Source organism: Dyella sp. OK004 (assembly GCF_900114495.1).
Taxonomy (GTDB): Bacteria; Pseudomonadota; Gammaproteobacteria; order Xanthomonadales; family Rhodanobacteraceae; genus Dyella_D.
Genome location: NZ_FOZI01000002.1, coordinates 621,379 through 643,361, shown reverse-complemented (window position 1 = coordinate 643,361; position 21,983 = coordinate 621,379). Strand labels below are relative to the sequence as shown.

The following is a 21,983-nucleotide window of genomic DNA, read 5'->3' as shown; positions in this document are numbered from 1 at the left end:
TGTGGGGTGGCGGGCGGGTCTCGCGATCCGTGCCGGTGGATCAGAAGGTGTAGTTCACGCCGACATAGGCGTAGCGGCCGCGGGGATCAGCCTGGGTGATGTCGTAGTAGGTGTGGGACGGATCCCATGGCGGGCGCCGGTTCTGCAGGTTCTGTATCGCTAGCGTGAGCGTGGTGTGCGCGATACCGGTATAGGCCACCGACAGATCAAAGGTGCTCCAGTTTTTCACCCGCTCCGGATAGGCCGCACTCAGGCGGTTCTCCGGGTTCTGCTTGTAGCCACCCACGTAATACCAGGTCAGCGTGCTTGCAAAGTCGCCCAGAGTCCAGGTCAGGCCGGTGGTGCCGCGCCATTTCGGCAATGAGCCGAAAATGTTGGTGCCTGCGCCGTTGATCGGCGCGTCGCCCGCCACCAGCGGCTGGCTGTACTTGAGCAAGCGCGTCCAGCTGCCGTTGAGGATGAAGTCGCCGTAGCGCGAAGTGTGCAGTGCCTGGCGGACATCGATATCGACGCCGTCGGTGGTCAGGCTCTGCTGGTTCTTGTACTGATTGGTGATGATGCTGATGCGTCCCTGCGCATCGCGCTGAACGCGCGGGTCCTTGCGCAGTACCAGTGTGGCATCGTCATCAGGCCCGATGATGCCGTGCTGCACGATGTGGTAGTAGTCGATGCCTACGCTGGTATCGGCGCTGGGCGAAATCACGAATCCCGCGTTGTAGTTCTCCGAACGTTCCGGTCGCAGCTTGGGATTGGCGGCGAACACATCGGTGTAGCCGCGTCGCTGGCCGGGCGTGATCGGATCGTACGGATCGACTACGGTGCTGTAGCTCACGGCGGTGCTGTGGGTGATTTCCGGCAGCGATGGCGCGCGGAAGCCGCGCGAGTACGAGCCGCGCAACAGCAGCCAGTCCAGCGGCTGGTAGCGCAGGCTGAATTTCGGCGCAAAGGCATTGCCGAAATCGCTGTAGTGATCCAGCCGTCCCGCAATGCCGGCTTCCAGCGTGCTGAGAATCGGCACATTGAACTCGGCATAGCCGGCGTGCACATCGCGCGAGCCGCGGATGATGTCGATGGCCGGGCGCAGTTCGCTGCCGGACAGTACCGCTTCGGAGGTGCGTGAGTTGATCGATTCGTTGCGGAACTCATAGCCCGCCGCGAAACCCACCGCGCCCGCCGGAAGATCGAATAGCTGTGTGCTGGTGGTAGCGTTCACCGCCGTCAGCCGCGATACCGCTGGACGCGTCGTAGCGAGTCGCAATGCATCGGTGGCCGCCGCCGGATTGCCGTTCGCCGCGAAGTCGTAGCCTCCGCTGGCGAGCAGGGACTGGAATGCATAGCGGTTGCCGAAGTTGGTCACGTACTCCTTCAGACTGCTTTCCGAATGCTCCGCCGAAACATCCCAATCCCAGCCGCCCGTGTGTCCTTTCACGCCGCCGAGGAAGCGGGTGAAGATGGTGCGGTCGCGCTTGTTGCGCTGACCCACGTCCCACAGGTTGGTGTTTACCGGTGCGGGCACGCCGTGGGGATTGGCCGGATTGCCCACGGGCAGCGTGGTGTCGATATTGACCAGTTTCTGGTTGGCGTTGTCCCACGCACGCAGGCCGCTGCCGATGGCCAGCGGCGCACTGAACACAAAGGCGGCGTGGCTGCGGCTGTAGATCGCTTCGCCGTAGGCGTCGAAGTTGTCGGTGAGTTTCACCGTGGCGCGCAGCACCGCGTGATAGCGCTCCACGCCCGGAATCAGCGAGGTGTATTGCGCCGGGTTGTAGGCCCAGGTGTCGCCGGACTTGCCAGGCGTGATCGCACCGTAGGGCACTTTACGCACCGGGCCGACAGCGTTAGCGAAACCCTGGTTGGGATCATTGTTGTAGTAGTTGGTCGGCACCCAGTTCAGGCGGCCGCCCGGCATGTCGCGGAAATCGTTGTCGCGCAGCCAGCGCACATCGTCCTGATTCAACTGACTGCTGCGCGTGCCGTCGAGCGCAAAGAACACGTTGTAGCCGTCCTTCTTCACATCGCCATGGCCGAGCAGCAGGTGGAAGTTATTGGAGGTTTGGCCCGTACCTTCGGTGCTGCCGCCGATGCTCACGCCAGCTTCGGCGCCCTGGTAGTTCTGCTTGAGGATGATGTTGACCACACCAGCGATGGCATCGGAGCCGTACACTGCGGAAGCGCCGTCCTTCAACACCTCGATGCGCTCCACGGCGGCGAGCGGCAGTGCGTTGAGATCGACAAAGGTGTCCTGCAATTCATAGGCGGTGGCGTAGTTCGCCACCCGCTTACCATCCACCAGCACCAGCGTGTTCTTCTGACCCAGGCCGCGCAGCGAAATGCCCGCGGTGCCGGCGGAGAAGCTGCCGGTGAGCTGTTCGTTGACGCTGTTGCCGCTATTGGCGGAGATCGAGCGCAGCACATCGGGTAGGGTGGTCTTGCCACTGACTTTGATCTGGTCGGCGCTGATCACCTGCACCGGGCTGGGACCTTCGGTGTCGGTGGTCTTGATGTTGGAGCCGGTGACGGTGACCGCCTCGAGCTGGGTCGGTTTCTTGTCGGCGTCTTCGGCGTGAAGTGCGGAGGCCGCCAGCACGGTGGCGATGGCGAGCGGGAGCAGGCTTGGCTTGAACATGACGATGGGCATTCCGGTAGACGCGTCCCTCCCGGCAAAGACGCCAGGGTGGGAAAGCGCAGGGGATGCAGCGGGGGAGCTGCTTGGGGAAACACCGTGGGGACGGCGTCAGAGGCGGCGCGGGGTAACGCCTAAGGCTGCGGGGTCAGCCGATGCGACACATTCGACAGCGACAACAGCAGTCCACGCCGTTGACGGCGTGGACGTGGCGGCTATGCGAATGGAGGGAGGGCAGGGAAAGCATCGTGATATCCAGTGTGCGCGGGCCCGCGAGAGAGGGCCTGGCTCGTCGATCGCGGACCGGAGCGGTCCGCATGGGTTTCTCAGGCGACGGTCAACAACAGCAACAACACATCGCCTTGAAGCGATGCATGTTGCTCATGACAGTGCTGAAACCCTGGATGATCACGACGTGGTGTGTTCCTGCGTGGACAGATACCGCGTAATGAATTGGCGGTATGGATGTCTATTTGTTCCATTCATCGCGAATGATGTCAACCATTCGTTATGCCGTTCGTTGCGTTCGGCCGTGGGGGCGGCCGGATAGATTGCATCCTGGCGGGCTTTGCGAAGGTTCCTACGGCGTCATGCGTCGAATTGTCGCAGGGTGTCCGAGCCGGGTTCGGGCATGCATGGCAGGCCGGGTCGCCAACAGCTACCCTTGCCCAGATTGCCCGGAATCCGCCATGCCATTCGACCTTCCCCCGGTTACCCGTAACCTGTTGATTGCCAACGTTGTCGTCTTCCTGCTGCAGCTGGTGATGCCTTCACTGGAGGTGCTGTTCGCGCTTTGGCCGCTGGGCAGCGGTTACTTCGAACCGTGGCAGGTGGTCACCAACGGCTTCATGCATGGCGGCTGGCCGCACATCCTGTTCAACATGTTCGCCTTGTACATGTTCGGCGGACAGATCGAGCGCCTGTTTGGCGCGCGCAACTTCACCATCTACTACTTCGTCTGCCTGATCACCGCCTCGCTGCTGCAGCTGATCGTGCTGCGCTACTTCCTGATGGATTTCGAGACGCCGACGGTGGGCGCCTCCGGCGCGATCTTCGGCCTGCTGCTGGCCTTCGGCATGATGTACCCGCGCGAGAAGCTGATCGTCTTTCCGATTCCGATCGCGATACCGGCCTGGCTGTTCGTGACGGGCTATGCGCTGCTGGAGCTCACCTCCGGCGTGACCGGCTGGATGCCCGGCATCGCTCACTTCGCGCATCTCGGCGGCATGTTGGGCGGCTTCGTGTTGATCCAATACTGGCGCGGCAAATTTCCCATCAAGCCGCAGCGCCGTCTGTTGCGCTGATCACTTTCCTCCCAGCGGTCCCTCGCATGTCCCAGCACCTTCAGCGCCGGCTTACGCCGCGCCATATCACCTTCATGGCACTGGGCATGGCGATCGGCGCCGGTCTGTTCCTCGGTTCGGCCAACGCGATCAACATGGCTGGACCGTCGGTGCTGTTCGCTTACCTGTTCGGTGGCGTGATGATCTTCATCATCATGCGCGCGCTGGGCGAGATGGCGGTGCATGACCCGGTGGCGGGTTCCTTCAGTACCTATGCGCACCGTTACCTCGGGCCGTTCGCCGGTTATCTCACCGGCTGGAACTACTGGATCCTGATGGTGGGCGTCGGCATGGCCGAAAGCACGGCCGTGGGCATCTACATGAAGCAATGGTTTCCCGACCTGCCGCAATGGATCTGGGTGTTCGGCAGCGTCGCCATGATCGGAGCGCTGAACCTGATGGCGGTGAAGGTCTACGGCGAGATGGAATTCTGGTTCACCATGATCAAAGTGGTGACCGTGGTGCTGATGATCCTCGGCGGCGCCGGCATGATCTGGCTGGGCTGGGGCAACAGCGGCCAGCCGGTGGGGCTGGGCAATCTGTGGCAGCACGGCGGCTGGTTTCCCCATGGAGTGACCGGCATGGTGCTGGCGCTGCCGGTGGTGGTATTCGCCTTCGGCGGTATCGAGACCATCGGCATGGCGGCGGGTGAAGCTTCTCAGCCGGAGCGCACCATTCCGCGCGCGGTGAACTCGGTGTTGTGGCGCATCCTGATTTTTTACGTCGGCGCGCTGTTCGTGATCATGGCGATCTACCCGTGGAATCAGCTGGGCACGCAGGGCAGCCCGTTCGTGAGCACTTTCGCCAAGCTGGGCATTTCGCAGGCGGCGGGCGTGATCAACTTCGTGGTGATCACTGCCGCGCTGTCCGGTTTCAACAGCACGACTTTCAGCGGCAGCCGCATGCTGTACAGCCTTTCCACCAAGGGACAGGCACCGGCGATGCTGAGTAAGGTGAGTGCGAATGGCGTGCCGGTGCGCGGCGTGCTGGTGACCCTGGCCTGCCTGATCTTTGGGGTGTTGCTGAATTACCTGGTGCCGGAGCGCATCTTCGCGATGATGATGTCGATCCTCGCGTTCAATACGGTGTGGACCTGGGCGATGGTGTTGATCGCGCATTACAGCTTCCGGCGGAAGTATGCGGCGACGGCGTTTCCGTTGCGTGTGTGGCCGTTGAGTAGTGTGGTGTGTCTGCTGTTCCTGGCGTTTGTGGTGTTTATGCTGGGGTATGGGGCGGATACGCGGGTTGCGTTGTATGTGGGTGTGATGTGGGTGGTGGTGTTGAGTTTGGGGTATCGGGTGTTTGGGGTGGGAAAGCGGATGAGTTTGGTGGGGGCGGATGTAGCGCCGGTGTGAGTCTTTGTCTCCCTCTCCTTTCGGGAAAGGGCTGGGGTGAAGGTTCGGCCCTTGCGCCGTTTCTTCCTACTCGTCATTCCGGCGCAGGCCGGAGGCGCTTCACAACAGCGAAGCTGGTCATCCTGTGGCGTTGTCGCTTGGTTTTGGCGCCTGCGTGCCCTGGCTCGCCTGCCGCGGGCTTCCGAACCGCTGCCGCGGTCCGGGTCACTTTCTCTTTGCTGGCCCAAAGAGAAAGTAACCAAAGAGAAATGGCCTAAGAGCAGGTGGTGCGCTCTGTAGCTGTGCCTTTTCCAGGGTCAGGCGTCGGGATACTTTTCTTCCGGCCCTTCGGCTATCTCTCGACGAAACGCAACATCTCCCTCCCCCCTCCGGGGAGAGGGTTGGGGTGAGGGGTGGGTGCTCGGGATAACGTTGCTACGCAGTGGAATTTTTTGCTTTAGCGCAGCGCGAGGAAATCCGCGCTCACCACAAATCGCACCGCATCCAGTCGCAGCCGCGATTGCGGCAACGCTGCAAGCAGCGCGGTGCGTTCGTCGGTCACGGCGGTGATTTCCGCATCGCTGATGGATGGGTTTACCGCGCGCAGGGCGAGCAAGCGCGAGAGGTCGGCGTCTAGGGTGTCGGTCGCGTGGGCGATGGCGTCGGCGATGTGGGTCTGGGCGCGTAGAGCAGCGGCGGCTTCGGCTTTTTCGAGCATCGGCGGCACGAGCTTGGCGAGGAATTTGCGGTAGCGGGCGACTTCGATATTGCGGTCGGCGGCTTTGCGCAGGGCGATGTCGCTGGGCTGGAAGTCGGCGCGTTCGGCGAGTTTGGTGTCGATGGTGACGACGATGGGCAAGGAGGGCAGGAAGCGTTCCGCGTCGAGCTTGCGGTCGGCCACGCACTCGAGCACATAGACCGATTGCAGCAGGGCGGTGCGTGGCGGCAGGGCGTCGTCGACCATGAAGGCGGCGTTGCCTTGTTCACCCGACAGCGCAAGGTCGAGTGCGCCGGCAACCATGGGGTGATCCATGCGCAGCAGCGGCAAGTCTTCGCGGGCGAGTGCTGTGTCGCGCGCGAAGGTCACGGCGACGGGGCCTTCGGCGAAGCCAGGCAGGGCGTCGGTGGAGAGGTATTGTGGGTCGAGCAGCAACACTTTGCCGCCGAGTTCCTCGGCGTGGATGCCGAACTGTTCCAACACACGCTGCACGAAGGTGTCGCGGCCAAGGTCGTTCTCTTCGCGAGCGAACGCTTGCTGCAATTCGTCGGCGTGCAGATCACGGCTGGCGGCGAGTTCGAGCAGGTGATCGCGGCCGGCACGGATCAGCTCGGCCATTTCCTCGTGGCTGGCGCGGGTTTCGGCCAGCAGTACGTCGAGTTCCTGATCGCGGTTGTCGTCGCCGCGCGCGTGCTGATCGGCGAGGCGTGCGAGCGGTTCGCCATAGCGGCGCAGCAGTTCGCGGCCGTCGGCCGGGCTGATGCGGAATGCGTCCACGCCTTCGTCGTACCAGCGTGCGAGTACATGCTGTGCGCTGTCGGCAACGGCCAGGATATGGATGCTGATGTCGTGCTTCTGACCGATGCGGTCGAGGCGGCCGATACGCTGTTCGAGCAGATCCGGGTCGAGCGGCAGATCCCACAACACCAGGCGATGGGCGAACTGGAAGTTGCGGCCTTCGGAGCCGATCTCGGAGCACAGCAGCAGGCGCGCGCCATCGGGCTGCGCGAAATAGGCGGCGTTGCGGTCGCGCTGCACGATGCCGAGGCCTTCGTGGAAACGCGCCAGGCCGACGCCGCTCTTGGTGCGCAGCGCTTCTTCTAGCGCCAGCACCTTGGCCTGGCTACGGCAGATCAGAAGGAACTTGTCCTGCGGATGTGCGTCGAGCAGGGTCACCAGGGCGTCGAGGCGCGGGTCGGCGTTGTAGTCGAGCTCCAGCGCCGGCGCGGGCTGTTGGATATCGGCATGGAACTCCGCAAGCAGCGCCTGGCGACCATCGTCGCTGAGTACGCCTGCATCCAGCACATGCCACACTGGCAAACGCTTGGGAAAGCCACCGATGCCGGCGCGACGGTTGCGGAACATCGCACGGCCGGTGCCGTGGCGATCGATCAGCGCGGCGATCAGCTCGCGCGCGTTGTCAGGCTTGGTGGTGTCGGCCAGTCGCGCCTGCAGCGATTCATCGCCGGCAAAAGCAACGTGCAGCGTCGCGAGCTGGCTTTCCTCCAGCGGCTTGCCATCGAGCAGGCGGTCGGCGATCTTCGACAGGTTCTGGAAGGTGTCCGACTCGGCCAAGTAGGTATTGAGGTCGTGGTAGCGCTGCGGATCGAGCAGGCGCAGGCGGGCGAAATGGCCGCTGCGACCCAGCTGCTCCGGTGTCGCGGTGAGCAGGATCACGCCAGGCGTCACGGCGGCGAGCCCTTCGACCAGCGTGTAGCGCGGGCTGGCTGCCTCCTGTGTCCAGGCTAGGTGATGCGCTTCGTCCACCACCAGCAAGTCCCACGGGGCCTGCAGCAGTTGCTCGGCGCGCTTGGGATGTTGCTCGAGGAAGCCGAAATCGGCGATCACCAATTGTTCGTCTTCGAACGGATTGCGCCCGTCGCCGGATTGCTCCAGCGCCTCGCAGCGCTCTTCGTCGTAGATGGCAAAGCTGAGGTTGAAGCGGCGCAGCAGCTCCACGAACCACTGATACACCAAGGTATCCGGGAGCAGCACCAGCGCGCGTTGCGCGCGGCCGGTGGCGAGCTGGCGGGCAAGGATCATGCCGGCCTCGATGGTCTTGCCCAGACCCACCTCATCCGCCAGCAGCACGCGTGGCGGGCGGCGCGCGGAAGCGATACCCGCCACGCGCAACTGATGCGGTACCAGACCGATACGGGCGGCACCCAGACCCCAGGCCGGCGAACGGCGCGCGTCGGCACGGCGCTGCAGGCCCTCAATACGGAGATCGAACTGCGCCACCGGATCGGTACGCCCGCCGACCAGGCGGTCATCGGCCTGGCTAACGCTCTGCTCATCGTCCAGCTGCCCTTCGTGCAGCTCGCGGCCCTCGCCGCGGTAGATCAGTAGATCGTCCTTAATCTCTACCCGCTCAACCAGAAAGGCGAGGCCCTTGCCCGCTACCCGTTGCCCGGCGCGGAATTCGGCGCGCACCAGCGGCGCCGAGTCCATCGCATAAGGGCGCAGCACACCGGCCTTGGCGAACAGTACCTGCACCCCCCGACCCTCCACCCGCAGCACGGTGCCGAGGCCCAGTTCGGGTTCGGCGGTGGAGATCCATCGTTGGCCTGGTACGAACATCGTGCCGCCGTTTGTCTGTGAAGTGGGTCGGCAATTATCCGCTCAGTGGGCGTCAATGCCTAGGGAAGGGCGGATTTCACGAGGAGCAGCGAACGGCTTGAAGCCGGAATGGCTGCTGGCAAGGTCTGCGACGGGGTTCTCGTTCCTGCTGCGATGGCGCGCAATTTCTGATTTTCAGCGACGCCGCTTGTCGGCAGATTCCCACCACTTGTCGGCTTTGGACTAGTAGGTACCTCGCGGTCGCCGGAGAGTATGGACAGGGTAACGGGGAGAATCCGCATGCAACGTTTGTCGCGTCAGCGAGGTGTTTCGCTGATCGAAGTGCTGATGGCTGTCTTGATCTTCAGCATCGGCCTGATCGGTCTGGCCGGCCTGATGGTCATGGCCACCCGTTCCAACCACGCCGCTTATCAGCGCACCCAGGTCACCTTCCTGGCCAGCACCATGGCCGATCGCATGAGTGCGAATCCGGTAGGTGTGTGGAGCGGCAATTACGACTCCACCAGCTATCCGGTCAGCGCCAGTACGGCGGCCAATAATGATTGCAGTTCGGGTTGCACACCGGATGCATTGGCTGCCTCGGACCAGCGTGCGTGGAGTAGCCAGCTCAAAACCTTTTTGCCGAACGTAAAAGCCAGCATCAGTTGTGATGCGAGCAAAGCGGGCTTTACGCCGGCTGGCTGGACCTTAGGTACACCAGCATCAGGAGCCACCGCTGCTGTTCCTGCCGCTCCGGGGCAGGTCGGTATGCGCCCGCCATACGGCGGCGATTGCTCCATGCGCATTCAGTGGGATGAACAGCAAGCCATGGGAAGAAAGAACGCCGACGGCACGGTGCCCGCTGACGTCCAACAGCAAACCTTTGATTGGAAATTCCAGCCGTGATGACTTGCAAGCATGCATTCGCAGATCGCTGTCACCGCCAATCCGGCCTGACACTCATCGAGCTGATGGTGGCGATGGTGCTTGGCCTCATTGTGGCGGCTGGCGTCATCACCATTTTCATGTCGACCTCCAGTAGCAATCGCGCGCAGACTCAGCTGGCGCGCCTGCAGGAGGAAGGGCGTTTCGCGGTGACCCGGCTCAAGCAGGATCTGAGCATGGCCAACGGGCAGTACTGCACCAATTCCGGTGGCGTAGCCAGGCCAGCTGCGGCTTCGCAGGTGTATCTGGATGGCCTCCGTACGCCTAAGGTCTATGCCAAAAATGTGATACCGGCGATAGCCGATGTGACCACCGGCTGGGGCGCCACAAGCGGGAGCAATACCTATCCCAGCGTACCTACCGCGGACTATTCGTTTCCTTCATTCCTCTCCATGCGTGGTTATGAGTGCAGCGCCACTGCGTGTACTCCGGACGACCCGCACAGCACGGTCAGCGGCATCCCGCCGATGAGCACCAATGTGAATGATCGCGTGAAAGGCACCGATGTGATCACGGTGCGTTACGTGAACTCCTCACGGGGCTGGGCTATCGGTAATGGTGGTACGTCGATCGCCACCGCCGCATCCACCGGTGCCGTCATCACCAGTATCACGCTCGCGCCGGCCAGTTCGGTTGGCGAGCCGCCTGCGAGCGATTTCGCCTCGGGCGACATGGCCATGCTGGCCGACTGCTCGAATGCGCAGATCTTCGCGGTGACCAAGAGCGGCACGGCCACCCTGACTCCGGACAGTGCGAACAACTTCGATCCGCCATCTCCGCAGCAGCCTTTGTCGGCACCCAAGCTGTTCGATTTCAATCGCGACTACCAGACAGTTACCTATTACGTAAAAGTCGTTGACAACGGTAACGGCCAAAAAACCGGAGCGCTCATGCGCCGCGTCAATGGCGGCGCGTTTAAGAAGGACGGTACTACCCCCAATCCGGGGGGCTCCGAAGACGAGTTGGTACGGGGCGTCGAGCGGCTGGATTTTCGCTACGGCGTCCAGGACATCAACGGCCGGATCCGTTATCTGACGGCCGACGCTGTAGACAGCGCGACCGGCATCACGTGTCCCCCGGGCGAGCTCAATGCGATTACGTCAGCGGGCTGCCTTTGGCGCGCGGTTTCCAGCATTGAGCTGAACCTTGTTATCGACGGCCAGGTGCCGCTGTACACGCTGACCGCGAACGAGCTGGCTTATACCTACGGCATCGACGGCAAGACTACCCCAGTCGCTCCATCGGCCCACACCATTAAACCGAGCGACCAGGGCTTTGTTGATCCAATGATCCGCCGCGAATTTACCGCAGTGGTTTCCGTACGCAATTTCAATCCGTGACGCGTGTGCCCATGCACATGCGTCAAGCGAGTCAACGGAGTTCGTTATGAGTGATGCCCGCCTACATTCAAGAAGCCCGCGCATGCTTCAGCAGCGAGGCGTGGTGCTGATGGTGGCGCTGATCTTTCTGATCCTGCTGACCATCCTGGCGATCGGCGCATCGGGCCGGTCCCTATTGCAGGAGCGCATGGCCGGCGGCCTGCGCAATGCGGGGCAGGCGGACATGGGTGCTGAGACCACCCTTCGCGGCGTCGAGTGGAAACTCTGGACCAGCACCACCAATCTAGTTGCGACGCCGCTGCTGTGCGGCAGTGGCGTGCTTTCCGGCAGCTGCTATCGCTACGACCCGAGCAACTCCGCGCTCTATGGCAATTCCGGCACAGTGACCAAGTTCCGCAATAGCGGCACTTGGGTGACTGCGGGCGCCGCTACCTACAGCGGTGCGGACGGCAACACCGACTACACCTCGCCGCCTACTGGCCAGCCGACCGCGAAACTGGCCAAGAACCCGCTCTACATGATCGAGGACATGGGCGTGGAGCTGCCGCCCGGAGTCAGCGGAGGTCTGCACGAATCGGGTGCCACCGGAAGCGGTGGCGGCGGTGCCGGCAGCACCAGCCGGCACGTCTATCGCATTACCGCCCGCGCGACGGGTGGCGACCAGAACACGGTGCGCGTGCAGGAAAGCACGTTCGCCGCCAAGAGCAATTGAACCGGAGCCACTACGCCATGCGTATCCGTCGTTTCCTTTCCAGCGGTAGCGGTGTTTTCGTTGTTTGCCTCGGCCTGACGCTGATGGGTGGCCTGCCGGTTCCCGTCGAGGCAACCGCCGATGCGCCGCTGTCGCCGCTGTGGGTTGCCGGCCTGCTGGCGGGGGCCCCCGCTGCGTCGAGCACAGCACCGGCCTCGTCCAGCTCCGTGCCTGTTGGCGCCGTCGAGCTCAGTCCCACACCGCCGAATCTCACCCAGGGCGTGGCGCCCAATATTGCCGTGACCTTCGACGACTCGGGATCGATGGCCAGCAACTTCATGGGGGATACCCGCCCATTTGACGGCAATAATTGGGACGACAGCGATACCGATGCATGGCGTTGCGCCGGTGTGATCGATCCACGTATTACGGACAAGACGGACATCCGCTCGCACACCATGAATGGTGTGTACTACAACCCGAATGTGTTGTACCTGCCGCCGATGAAGGCGGATGGCAGTTCCTTTCCCAATGCCGATGCGACGTTAAAAGTGGTTCCTCTGGATGGCATTGGTGTGAATCGGCCGTTCAATCAGAAGACGCTGGCGAGTACAGGTGGCTACAGAAACAATCCGAACGGCACTACGGATCCGACGGGAGCGACAGACCTGACTGGCATCTTGGGGGCGACGTCCAACACGACCACCAAGACAGGCTCTTCCTGTCCGTCGGATCCCACGACCTATGACGCGGGCTCCTGCGTGTGCACTTCTTTCCAGTCGAATGGCAAGTGCAAAACCAGCGGCAAACCATGGCAGTGGACAGTAACCACTACCAGCCCGTTCGATAACCGATGGATGTGCGGAAACTCCACGAACTCTCCCATGGATGGAAAGACCACGGGACCCGATGGTGCGGCTTATCCGAACGGAGGCCCTTTCTATTGGCGATACAAGTCGTCGTCACCGGCCATTGCTGTCGACTCGTATGGGAACCCGACTAGTGCCGGCCTGGGCAACCTCTATAGCAGCGCCAATTGGGAGGCGGTAGCGGTTCCCAATACGAGCACAACCATCAGTGGCGTCACCGTCAACCAGTGGCAAAACTTCGCCAACTGGTATGCCTATTACCGCACTCGTAATCTGATGACCCGCAGCTCGCTGTCGCGCGTATTCGGCAAGCTGGGCGCATCAACGTCCGATGGCTCTTACGGCAGTGCCTTCCGTGTTGCGTGGCAGAACCTTTACGACACGGATACGTTCCGTCTGCAGAGCGATACGATCATCAGTAGCCTGATGGATGCCAATTCTCCATCATGCGTGGCTTCGGCTGTCGATCCGGCCACCGTTGAAATTCAAACCGGCACAGTTACAGCCGCTCCCAACTGTTATCGAAGTGCCTTCTTCAACTGGATTTTCCAGGTACCTGCGACGAGCGGTACGCCGCTTCGTGCTTCAACGATCCGTGCGGGACAGTTCTTCCAGAGAGGCAATGGCAACACAGGGGCAACCGGTGATCTTCACGACCCCTACTGGCAGCCGCCGACTGCCTCAGGCGCCAACGGCATGGAACTGTCCTGCCGCCAGAACTTCCACATGGTTGTGACGGACGGCTATTGGAACGAGGGCAATCCGACTCTGCCGTCCGCATTTATCGATTCCCAGACCGGTGGGACTTTGCCCGACGGCACGACCTATTCCGCTACGGCAGCGGAGTCGCGGGTGTTCTGGAATGTACAGGGCACCAAGTACACCTCATCCCTGGCCAATATCGCCTTCAACTACTGGGCGAAGAATCTGCGGCCGGATCTGTACGATCCGACCAATGGCAAGATAGTGCCGCCTTATATGCCGGATACGTCGACCGGCGTAGTGAGCGGAGCGAGCTCGACCACCCTGGAGAAGTATTTCAACCCGAAGAACGACCCGGCCAACTGGCCGCACCTTGTGCAGTACATGGTCACTCTCGGTGTGTCGGGCGTACTGAATTTTTCAAATGATGTCGACTGCGCTGTGAAAACCGCTAACGACATCTGCGCGCTACGCACCGGGGCAACCAATTCGACCGGCCATGTAGGCTGGACCACGCCCGCGAACAATTCGCCGCCAGGTATCGACGATACTTGGCATGCCGCGATCAACAGTCGTGGCTCCTATTTCAGTGCCGGCAATCCGCAGAACCTTGTCGATCAGCTGAGCGCCATTCTTTCCAATATCAGCGCGCGCAGTGTTCCGGCCAATACGGGTGCGGTGAACTCCGCGGTACTGGTTCCAGGCGTGCTTGGTTTCAGCTCCGGCTATACCTCGACGGATTGGTCCGGAACCCTGCAGGCGGTCACGATACCGACAGATGGATCCGCTTCCACCGTGGCCTGGGATGCGGGTGCGATCTTGGACAGCGCTACAAAAACGGACCCGACCACGCGGAGTATCTTTACGGGCACTGAGGACACCACCGGAAACTTCAATGGCGGTGTCGATTTCAAGACTTTCAGCAGCTTGGATGCTACGGCCCAAACGTTGTTGAGCGGCTCGCCCACTTCGGTCGATAGCACCAACGATACCGGTCAGACGCGACTGGACTATCTTCGCGGCGACCGTTCAAAAGAATCGACTACGTTCCGCCAGCGCTCGCATCTGTTGGGGGCGATCATTGGTTCGCAGCCGGTGTATGTCAGCTATCCTGCCAGTGGTTACCGCAATACATGGCCAACTGGCTCGCCTGAGCAAACCGCGATGGCTGCGGATGACTACAGTGCGAATGGCTGTGGCAAACCCAAGCCTTCGACCTGCCATAGCTACGAATATTTCGTGAAAGATCACTTGACACGAACACCGGCAGTTTACGTGGGCGCGAACGACGGCATGCTGCATGCATTCGATGCGTCGCTGACGACTGGTGCTGTTCCGTCGGCAACAGCTGGCAAGGAGCTGTTTGCTTACGTGCCACGCTCGGTGTACTCCAATCTCGGTAATCTGACCAACAAGACAGATTTCAGGTTCATGCCGACCGTCGACGGCATTCCGGTGACGCGCGATGTGTTCTTCAGTACCACCACCACATCACCAGTAGCTACCTCGACTGGCTGGCATACGATTCTCGTGGGCGGGTTGAGGCTGGGCGGCCGTGGCATTTACGCATTGGATATTACGGATCCAAGCTCGATGGCTGCGAGCAAGGTGCTATGGGAATTCAATGTTGACGCACCCGATGTGGCATCTGCGACGAGTGGCTCGGGGACCAATCCAGGTGGCAAGCCCTCCGATCTGGGGTATACCTTCGGGCAGCCCAATATCGGTCGACTCAACAACGGCAAGTGGGTTGTGCTGGTGCCGGGTGGTTATTTTCCGGATTGCACCAAGCCGCCGTTCTCAGGGGCAAATTGCACGTCGCCGCCGGCTGCTTCCAACAAATTCAGCTCGTTGTTCGTACTCGACGCGCAGACCGGCAAGCTGATTCGTGAGATCAAGACTTCCGATTCCACTGTTAGCGGTACTGTGTTCAGTCACGGCCTGGCCACTCCGGTGCTGGGCGACTACAACGACGACCAGATCGACGACGTGGCGTTTGCCGGCGACTTGGATGGCAATCTATGGCGTTACGACCTGTCTTCGAGTGATCCGTCGAAGTGGGTGGTGACACTTGCGTTCCAGCCCGCGACGGATGGCGCACAGCCGATCACCAGCATGCCGCGCCTGTTTGCCGACCCGGCGACCAACAAGTTCATCATCGTATTTGGTACTGGCAAGTATCTGGGCGTGGGCGATAACACCAGTGGCAGCGCCGCGACTCAGTCCGTCTACGGCATCCGCGATATTGGTTCGATCGTGACACGCACTCAGCTGGTCGCTCAGACGCTGAGTGAAACCACTGCCGATGACGGAAAGAGCGTTGCTCGCGGCCTGACTGACAATGCGGTGCCTACGTCCAAGAACGGCTGGTACTTCGACCTTGGTCCGTCGACCAGTTCCGCGGGCGAGCGTGTCGTCGTAACCCCTGGTGCCTTGTTCGATACTGGGCGTGTGGTGATCCAGACGCTTATCCCTGGCACCAACGACCCGTGCAATGCGAGTATTCAGGGCGCGGTGATGGTGGTGAATGCGGCAACGGGTGGAGCGAGCGGTGGCATATCGGCCCCGGGCGTGGCGGCTTGGCCCAACAAGGGAATCTATGTCGTGGGCGGCCGCGTTAACGATCCACGCACCACCGGCACGGTGCCGTTGGTGGCGACCGTCGGTGGTGGCTCGGTGCTGATCCCTGGCTTGAAATTGTCCGGTAGCAACAACGGTTTCAACATCAACGACGCCATTTGGCGCCGACGCTCATGGCGAGGTATTTCACAATGATCGATGCAGGGGGAATGGATATGCGCCGACAGAGTGGCTTCACCTTGATCGAATTGATGATCGTGGTGGGGATCATCGCCATCCTCGCGGCCTTTGCGGTGCCGGCGTATCTGCGCTATGGCATCCGGGCAAGACGCGCTGACGGACAGGAGATTTTGCTGCGTATCGCCAACGCGCAAGAACGCTATTACGCGACCAACAACACGTACGGGACGCTGGCTCTGCTCCAATACAACCAGACAACGTCGGATAAGGGGTATTACACCATCAGCATGCCTGCCTCCAGCGCAACGGCCTTCACCGCCAATGCAGTCCCCGTGGCTGGTGGCCCGCAGTCCAAAGACGACTGTAAAACCCTCACCATCAATAATGCTGGTGTGAAGAGTCAAAGCGGCAGCACCACCAACGGCAGTTGCTGGTGAGCGCCATGAAGATGAGACGCAGTGGGCGGGAAGGCTTCAGCCTGGTCGAGCTGATGATTGCACTGGCGGTGGCGTCGATCCTTGCCATCGTTGCTGCGCCGGGCTTTCGTGACATGCTGCGCCGGAACAAAGTGAGTGGCGCTAGCAATGCGCTGCTGGCCGATATTGCCTATGCGCGTAGCGAGGCAGCCTCGCGTGGTGGCATCGTTTCCATTTGTCCGAGCTCGGATGGCTTGAGCTGTGTAACCGATGGCACGGCGTATGAAGGCGGCTGGCTGGTGTATACCTACTCGCCCGGCAACGGTGTAGCGAATACCACCTACGACAGCACTAAGCCGACTACGAACATACTGCTCCGCTCCAACGGCGCGCGTGACGGTGTCTCGATACAGGCTTTGGACAAGGTTATTCTGAGTTTCGGCTCGCAGGGCCAGACCTTGCGATCTGACACCGCGCAGCCAAAGTTCGAGACCTGCTCCAGGCCGAAGGGCCAGACGGGTACGGGTGTCAGCACTACTGTGGTGCCAGGAGCTGTGTTGACGGTGAACCCATCGGGCAGCGTGTCATCGCAGTCGGTAGGTGTGCAGAGTAGCTGCGTGCCGACATAAATCGCGCGGTTGATCAGGTGGGTTTGATTGTCGCCAAAGCCCTGAGCTGGCTATGCGGCGAGAGTCGGAGTTGATCCAGCAATAGGTTGAGGTAATGCCGCGGTGCCAAAGGAATGGCGTTCTGGACAAGCGCGGCAGCTTCTTCGACACGCCCCTGCTCCATCAGCACCGAAGCCCAACTGCACATCCCCCGATAGTCTCCACCTTCCGCCGACTTTCGATACAGCTCGAACGCTCGCTGGAGGTCCACATCGACCTCCCACCCATACTCATAAAACTGCCCAAGAAAGTGCATCGCCCGCACATGCCCCAGGGCCACCGCGCGGGTAAACCATCGAAACGCCTCCGCACGATCCTCCTTCACGCCACGCCCGTTGGCATACATCTGCGCCATGTTGTAGATGGCCCAGTCCAGATCGTGTGTGGCGGCGCGTTGGTACCACACGGCGGCCAGGGGATAGTCCGCCGGTGTGCCCCAGCCGTTTTCATAGCAGCGGCCGAGCATGTTCATCGCCATCGGCACGCTGGCGTGGGCGGAGCGCTGGAACCAGTAGAGGGCTTCTTCATGGTCGCGCGGAACGCCGTGGCCGTCGAGGTAGAGCTGGGCCAGCCAGGCTTGCGCGTCGGGGCGGCCTTTGCGTGCGGCATCGGTGAGGTGTTGAGCCGCGGCTGCCGGGTCTTTGGTCAGCAGCTGGTTGATGGCTTCGATATCCAGCTCGATCACAGCAACGTCGTTCAACTCTCGCCCCATTGCCGCAGAAGGTTGTGATACACGCCGGTCAGCGAGAGCAGGGCGTTTTGATCGCTTGCCGGGTTCTGGGTAAGGGTCTGGATGGCGACATCAAGATCGAACAGGATGCGGCGCTGCGCGTCGTCGCGTACCAGGCTCTGGATCCAGAAAAACGATGCCACGCGCGCGCCGCGCGTCACCGGCTGCACTCTATGCAGGCTGCTGGCGGGGTAGAGCACGAGGTCGCCTGCCGGCAGCTTGATGCTATGGATGCCGAAGTTGTCTTCGATCACCAGTTCGCCACCGTCGTATTCCTCGGGCGCGGCGAGGAACAGGGTGACGGAGAGATCGGTGCGGATTGGCAGCGCGGGTTCGCGTGTGCGGTCGTAGCGGATCGCGTTGTCGACGTGGAAGCCGAAGTGCTGGCCGCCGCTGTAGCGGTTGAACAGTGGCGGATAGATGTGCCGCGGCAGGGCGCTGGCGAAGAAGGTGGGGTGGCGCAGGACGGCGTCGGTGACGATGGCGCCGAGTTCACGCGCGATGGGGTGTTGTTCGTCGAGCTGCGCGTTGTTCTTGGCCTGCGCCGATTGGTAGCCGGCTGTAGTGCGGCCATCCGCCCACGGCGCATCGGCGAGCTTCTCGCGAAACATCTGCAGTTGCGCGGGTGTCAGGACGTCCGGGATATGCAGCAACATGACTTCGGTTCCGTGGCGTAAGCGGATACATCAATAAACGGAACGCCGCCCGGGTGAGCGGGCGGCGTGGTTCCATCCATGCCATCGCTTGAGCGATGGCATCCTTCAAAACTTGAAGTTCGCACTCAGGATCGCCGAGCGACCCGGCGCCACCGTGGCGTAATGCGCGGCGTAAGCCTTGTCGAAGTAGTACTTGTTGGTGAGGTTCTGGATGTTGAGCTGCAGCGTGAGGTTGTGGTTGATCTCGTACGACGCCATCGCATCAAAGCGCGTGTACGAGGGCACCCACTTGGTGTTGGCGGTGTTGCCATAGACCTTGTCCATGTAATACGCGCCGCCGCCGATGGTCAGAGCCGGAGTGATGGCGTAGGTGGTCCACAAGGTCGCGCTGTTTTTCGGGGTGTTCGGGAACTGCTTGCCCTGATCGCCCGGGGCGGCCGGCGAGGCCTTCACCAGTTCGCTATCGAGATAGGTGTAGCCAGCGAATACCTGCCACTGCGCGGTGATGTTGCCGCTGATGCCGAGTTCGATGCCGTCCACGCGCTGCTTGCCGACGTTGGCCATCGGGCCGCCGCGTACGCCGGTAAGAGCCACACGCGCATTGGTCTTTTCGCTGCGGAACACGGCAGCGGTGAGCGAGACGCGGTTGTCGAGCACATCCCACTTGGTGCCCAGTTCCAGGTTGCGGCTGGTTTCTGGCTTGAGGTCGGCGTTGCTCAGTGCGATGGCGTCCGCACCGTCGCCGGCATCCACGCCCGGCGGGTTGGAGGAGGTGCCGTAGGAGAGGTAGATGCTGCCGTTGCTTACCGGCTTGTAGATCAGGCCGGCCTGGTAGTTCCAGAAGTTGGCGTCGTTCTTCAGTATCGCGACGGCGTTGGTGGCGGTTGTGACACTGGTGGAGCGCGTGTGGAAGTTGTCGAAGCGCACGCCGAGGTTGAGCAGCCATTGCTCGCTCAACGTGGCGGTATCGAAGGCCCAGGCCGAGCGCGTGTCGGTGGTGACGCGCACCGGGTTGAGACCGCCGGTGATCTGGCCGCTCCACGGGTCGTTCGGATTCGGGTTCAGTACGCTAGTGCACCAGTAGTTGGACGCTGCACCGATGCCGTACTTGCCGGTGCAGGCACCGTTGACGATCGAGCCGATGTTGTGGGTATCGCTGGCGTTTTTCGCCGGGTCGACGTTGTAGCTGCTGCGATTGGTCTTCTCGTTGCTGATCTCGATGCCGGTGGCGATGCTGTGCTTGATCGAGCCGGTCTCGAATTCACCGGTGAGGTCGGTCTGGTTGGTCAGCCCGGTGACGCTGCTGATGCGGTTGTTGTTGCGGCGCCAGATGCCGCCGTTGACCAGGAAGTTGCCCTGGCTGTCGTCCGGCTGCGTCCAGATGTAGTCGTTGGTGACACGCGAGTACACCGTGCTGTTGCGCAGCAGCCAGCCGCCGCCGAAATCGTGCTGCAGGCGAATGCTGCCCACGTCGGTCTTCTGCTTCTGGAAATCGCGCTTGAGCAGGCCGTAGTAAGTGTCGTGCGGCACCTTGATCGGCTCGCCGTTGCCGTTGAGGTAGGCATTCGGGCTGGTGGCCGCGAAGGGGTTGTTGTACGGCAGGCCGCTGTCCGGCGTGTCGTCGCTTTGCAGGTGGTAGTAGCTCAGCGTGACGCTGGTGGCGGATTTCATGCCGAAGGTGACCGACGGGGCGATGCCCCAACGGCTGAAGTCGGGGCCGTTGCGATCGGGGATGTCGTTTTCGTGCGCCATCGCGTTGAGGCGGAAGGCCACGTCGTCGTTCACCACCTGATTCCAGTCGACCGTGCCGCGGCGGTAATTATCCGTGCCTACGCCGACACTGCCGCTGACAAAGTTCTGTGCCTTCGGCGCCTTGGTTACCAGGTTCACGCTGCCGCCGGCGGAGCCGCGGCCGGTATAGGCGGAGCTGGGGCCCTTGGTCACTTCGATCTGTTCGATGTCGAACACTTCGCGCGACTGCGAGCCGGAGCTGCGCACGCCATCAATGAACAGCGAGCTTTGCGAATCGAAGCCGCGGATGAAGGGACGATCACCATTGGGGTTACCGCCTTCGCCGGCACCGAAGGTAATGCCCGGCACCGTGCGCAGCGCATCGAGCAGGGAGACCGCACCGGTCTCCTGCATGATCGACTGCGGGATCACGGTGACCGCGCGAGGCGTATCCAGCAGCGGCGCGGTGAATTTGGGCGAGGTCGAGTTGACCGTGGTGGCGTCCACCTTCACGCCTTCCAGCTTCTTGGCCTGATTTTCCTGGGGCGCGTCGGCGTCAGCGGCGTGCGCCGCCACCGGCAACAGGGCCAGGCCGAGGGCGGAGGCCAGCAGGCGCTTGGGTGAGGAGGCTTGCGAGGAGATAAAAGCTTGCGGGGAGGGCATCGCGCTTCCTTGGAACAGGTAAAGGGCATGCATGGCGCGCCGCGAACGTCGACACCGATGCGTCTGAATGTCTTGAATAAAGAAGGGGCTGGCCTGGCGTCCGGGTCGGCTGGCCGCTTCCTCGCGCGGTCCGCGCTGCGGTTGCGTCGGCCGGGCGGACTGCCTCGCTGAGCGTCGAGACAGTAAAGCAATTGATAATGATTCGCAATAAATATCGTGAAAAGTTGCGATGCCCGGAGTGCTCCAGACGCTGCCTGTACTCTGTGAGGCCGGATCGAGTCAGGAGTCAAAACATGCGGATTCTGGTGGTGGGCGCGGGCGCTACAGGCGGCTATTTCGGCGGACGGCTGCTGGAAAGTGGGCAGGACGTGACCTTTCTGGTGCGCGCCGGCCGCGCGGCTTCATTGGCGCGGAACGGGCTGGTCATCCGTAGCGCCAAGGGCGATGTCACGCTGCCATCGCCGCCAGTCGTACAGGCGGAACATCTGAGTGAGCCATTCGACCTGATCCTGCTGAGCTGCAAGGCCTATCACCTGGCACAGGTGATTGAGGACATCGCACCGGCCATTGGACCGAACACGATGATCCTGCCGTTGCTCAACGGCATGCGTCATCTGGATCTGCTCGATGCGCGCTTCGGTCCGGCCCATGTGCTTGGCGGCCAGTGCGTGATCGCGGCGACGCTGAGTGCAGAGGGCGTTGTGCACCACTTGAACCAGTCGCACAGCCTTACTTATGGAGAGCGCGATGGCTCGCGTTCGGAGCGTGTGGAACGCATCGCGCAAGCCATGGCGAACGTCAGATTCGAACCGCGCCTCAGCACGATGATCCTGCAGGACATGTGGGACAAATGGGTGTTCCTCGCCTCGCTTGCCGGTATTACTTGCCTGATGCGCGCACCGGTCGGCGACATCGTCGCCGCGCCCGGAGGGTTGGAGGCCACTTTAGGCTTGCTTGAGGATTGCCGGCGTGTGGCCGAGTCCAACGGGCACGCGCCCAGCGATGCTGTGCTGGCGCGGGCGAGCGGTGTGCTCACCGAAGCAGGCTCTTCGCTCAGCGCCTCAATGATGCGCGACCTGGAGCAAGGTGGTGCCATCGAAGCAGATCACGTCGTTGGCGATCTTCTCGCGCGGGCGAAACCTGCCGATGCCGCGTTGCCGATGTTGCGCGTGGCCTATACGCATCTGAAAGCCTACGAGTCCAGGCGCGCGCGAAGCGCCTAGCGCGCGTCTTGC

The 21,983-nt window shown here is 62.0% G+C and carries 14 protein-coding genes; 9 read left to right on the top strand and 5 right to left on the bottom strand.

Going from position 1 to position 21,983, the window contains the following annotated elements:
• Window positions 1–40: 40 nt before the first annotated feature.
• On the bottom strand, window positions 41–2,626 hold the full coding sequence (locus BM338_RS09610) for a TonB-dependent receptor plug domain-containing protein (RefSeq protein ID WP_090451231.1): 2,586 nt from the start codon (window positions 2,624–2,626) through the stop codon (window positions 41–43).
• Window positions 2,627–3,312: 686 nt separating this feature from the next.
• Here BM338_RS09610 and BM338_RS09605 point away from each other — a divergent pair.
• Both BM338_RS09605 and BM338_RS09600 read left to right on the top strand, forming a co-directional pair.
• Window positions 3,313–3,927 (top strand): rhomboid family intramembrane serine protease, encoded by a 615-nt coding sequence (locus BM338_RS09605; RefSeq protein ID WP_090450664.1) that lies wholly within the window; start codon window positions 3,313–3,315, stop codon window positions 3,925–3,927.
• 26 nt (window positions 3,928–3,953) lie between these two features.
• The gene (locus BM338_RS09600; RefSeq protein ID WP_090450663.1) at window positions 3,954–5,321 is read left to right on the top strand and encodes an amino acid permease; all 1,368 of its coding nucleotides are present in this window, start codon (window positions 3,954–3,956) and stop codon (window positions 5,319–5,321) included.
• Between the two features lie 436 nt (window positions 5,322–5,757).
• Here BM338_RS09600 and rapA read toward each other — a convergent pair whose 3' ends face one another.
• The gene (rapA, locus tag BM338_RS09595) at window positions 5,758–8,598 is read right to left on the bottom strand and encodes an RNA polymerase-associated protein RapA (protein WP_090450662.1); all 2,841 of its coding nucleotides are present in this window, start codon (window positions 8,596–8,598) and stop codon (window positions 5,758–5,760) included.
• Window positions 8,599–8,877: 279 nt separating this feature from the next.
• Between rapA and pilV the strand changes: the two genes are divergently transcribed.
• The 6 genes from pilV to BM338_RS09565 all read left to right on the top strand — a co-directional run bounded on the left by pilV (window position 8,878) and on the right by BM338_RS09565 (window position 16,929).
• Window positions 8,878–9,483 (top strand): type IV pilus modification protein PilV, encoded by a 606-nt coding sequence (pilV, locus tag BM338_RS09590; RefSeq protein ID WP_177229289.1) that lies wholly within the window; start codon window positions 8,878–8,880, stop codon window positions 9,481–9,483.
• Window positions 9,483–10,862 carry a PilW family protein gene (locus BM338_RS09585; RefSeq protein ID WP_090450660.1) on the top strand — a complete coding sequence of 460 codons (1,380 nt, stop codon included), beginning with the start codon at window positions 9,483–9,485 and terminating at the stop codon, window positions 10,860–10,862. The genes pilV and BM338_RS09585 overlap by 1 nt, the downstream gene beginning before the upstream one ends.
• Before the next feature lie 82 nt (window positions 10,863–10,944).
• Complete coding sequence (locus BM338_RS09580; RefSeq protein WP_177229288.1) at window positions 10,945–11,574, top strand: pilus assembly PilX family protein; 630 nt, start codon at window positions 10,945–10,947, stop codon at window positions 11,572–11,574.
• Window positions 11,575–11,657: 83 nt separating this feature from the next.
• Window positions 11,658–15,899: a pilus assembly protein gene (locus BM338_RS09575; RefSeq protein WP_177229287.1), complete on the top strand. Its 4,242-nt coding sequence runs from the start codon at window positions 11,658–11,660 to the stop codon at window positions 15,897–15,899.
• A gap of 20 nt (window positions 15,900–15,919) precedes the next feature.
• Window positions 15,920–16,321, top strand: a complete 402-nt coding sequence (locus BM338_RS09570; RefSeq protein WP_177229286.1) for a type IV pilin protein — start codon at window positions 15,920–15,922, stop codon at window positions 16,319–16,321.
• Window positions 16,322–16,326: 5 nt separating this feature from the next.
• The gene (locus BM338_RS09565; RefSeq protein ID WP_143109280.1) at window positions 16,327–16,929 is read left to right on the top strand and encodes a GspH/FimT family pseudopilin; all 603 of its coding nucleotides are present in this window, start codon (window positions 16,327–16,329) and stop codon (window positions 16,927–16,929) included.
• A 13-nt stretch (window positions 16,930–16,942) separates the two neighbouring features.
• Here BM338_RS09565 and BM338_RS09560 read toward each other — a convergent pair whose 3' ends face one another.
• The 3 genes from BM338_RS09560 to BM338_RS09550 form a co-directional block, all read right to left on the bottom strand.
• Window positions 16,943–17,668 (bottom strand): tetratricopeptide repeat protein, encoded by a 726-nt coding sequence (locus tag BM338_RS09560; RefSeq protein WP_177229285.1) that lies wholly within the window; start codon window positions 17,666–17,668, stop codon window positions 16,943–16,945.
• On the bottom strand, window positions 17,665–18,354 hold the full coding sequence (locus BM338_RS09555; protein WP_090450654.1) for a Fe2+-dependent dioxygenase: 690 nt from the start codon (window positions 18,352–18,354) through the stop codon (window positions 17,665–17,667). The genes BM338_RS09560 and BM338_RS09555 overlap by 4 nt, the downstream gene beginning before the upstream one ends.
• A 105-nt stretch (window positions 18,355–18,459) precedes the next feature.
• Complete coding sequence (locus BM338_RS09550; protein WP_090450653.1) at window positions 18,460–20,748, bottom strand: TonB-dependent receptor; 2,289 nt, start codon at window positions 20,746–20,748, stop codon at window positions 18,460–18,462.
• A gap of 293 nt (window positions 20,749–21,041) precedes the next feature.
• Between BM338_RS09550 and panE the strand changes: the two genes are divergently transcribed.
• Window positions 21,042–21,971, top strand: a complete 930-nt coding sequence (gene panE / locus BM338_RS09545; RefSeq protein WP_090450652.1) for a 2-dehydropantoate 2-reductase — start codon at window positions 21,042–21,044, stop codon at window positions 21,969–21,971.
• Window positions 21,972–21,983 lie beyond the last annotated feature (12 nt).

What these genes read in the sequence shown, in the direction of transcription:
- BM338_RS09610 (WP_090451231.1), bottom strand. Translation starts at nt 2,626, where the DNA reads ATGTTCAAGCCAAGCCTGCTCCCGCTCGCCATCGCCACCGTGCTGGCG.
- BM338_RS09555 (WP_090450654.1), bottom strand. Translation starts at nt 18,354, where the DNA reads ATGTTGCTGCATATCCCGGACGTCCTGACACCCGCGCAACTGCAGATG.
- BM338_RS09600 (WP_090450663.1), top strand. Translation starts at nt 3,954, where the DNA reads ATGTCCCAGCACCTTCAGCGCCGGCTTACGCCGCGCCATATCACCTTC.
- pilV (WP_177229289.1), top strand. Translation starts at nt 8,878, where the DNA reads ATGCAACGTTTGTCGCGTCAGCGAGGTGTTTCGCTGATCGAAGTGCTG.
- BM338_RS09580 (WP_177229288.1), top strand. Translation starts at nt 10,945, where the DNA reads ATGCTTCAGCAGCGAGGCGTGGTGCTGATGGTGGCGCTGATCTTTCTG.
- BM338_RS09570 (WP_177229286.1), top strand. Translation starts at nt 15,920, where the DNA reads ATGCGCCGACAGAGTGGCTTCACCTTGATCGAATTGATGATCGTGGTG.
- rapA (WP_090450662.1), bottom strand. Translation starts at nt 8,598, where the DNA reads ATGTTCGTACCAGGCCAACGATGGATCTCCACCGCCGAACCCGAACTG.
- BM338_RS09605 (WP_090450664.1), top strand. Translation starts at nt 3,313, where the DNA reads ATGCCATTCGACCTTCCCCCGGTTACCCGTAACCTGTTGATTGCCAAC.
- BM338_RS09550 (WP_090450653.1), bottom strand. Translation starts at nt 20,748, where the DNA reads ATGCCCTCCCCGCAAGCTTTTATCTCCTCGCAAGCCTCCTCACCCAAG.
- BM338_RS09575 (WP_177229287.1), top strand. Translation starts at nt 11,658, where the DNA reads ATGGGTGGCCTGCCGGTTCCCGTCGAGGCAACCGCCGATGCGCCGCTG.
- BM338_RS09565 (WP_143109280.1), top strand. Translation starts at nt 16,327, where the DNA reads ATGAAGATGAGACGCAGTGGGCGGGAAGGCTTCAGCCTGGTCGAGCTG.
- panE (WP_090450652.1), top strand. Translation starts at nt 21,042, where the DNA reads ATGCGGATTCTGGTGGTGGGCGCGGGCGCTACAGGCGGCTATTTCGGC.
- BM338_RS09585 (WP_090450660.1), top strand. Translation starts at nt 9,483, where the DNA reads ATGACTTGCAAGCATGCATTCGCAGATCGCTGTCACCGCCAATCCGGC.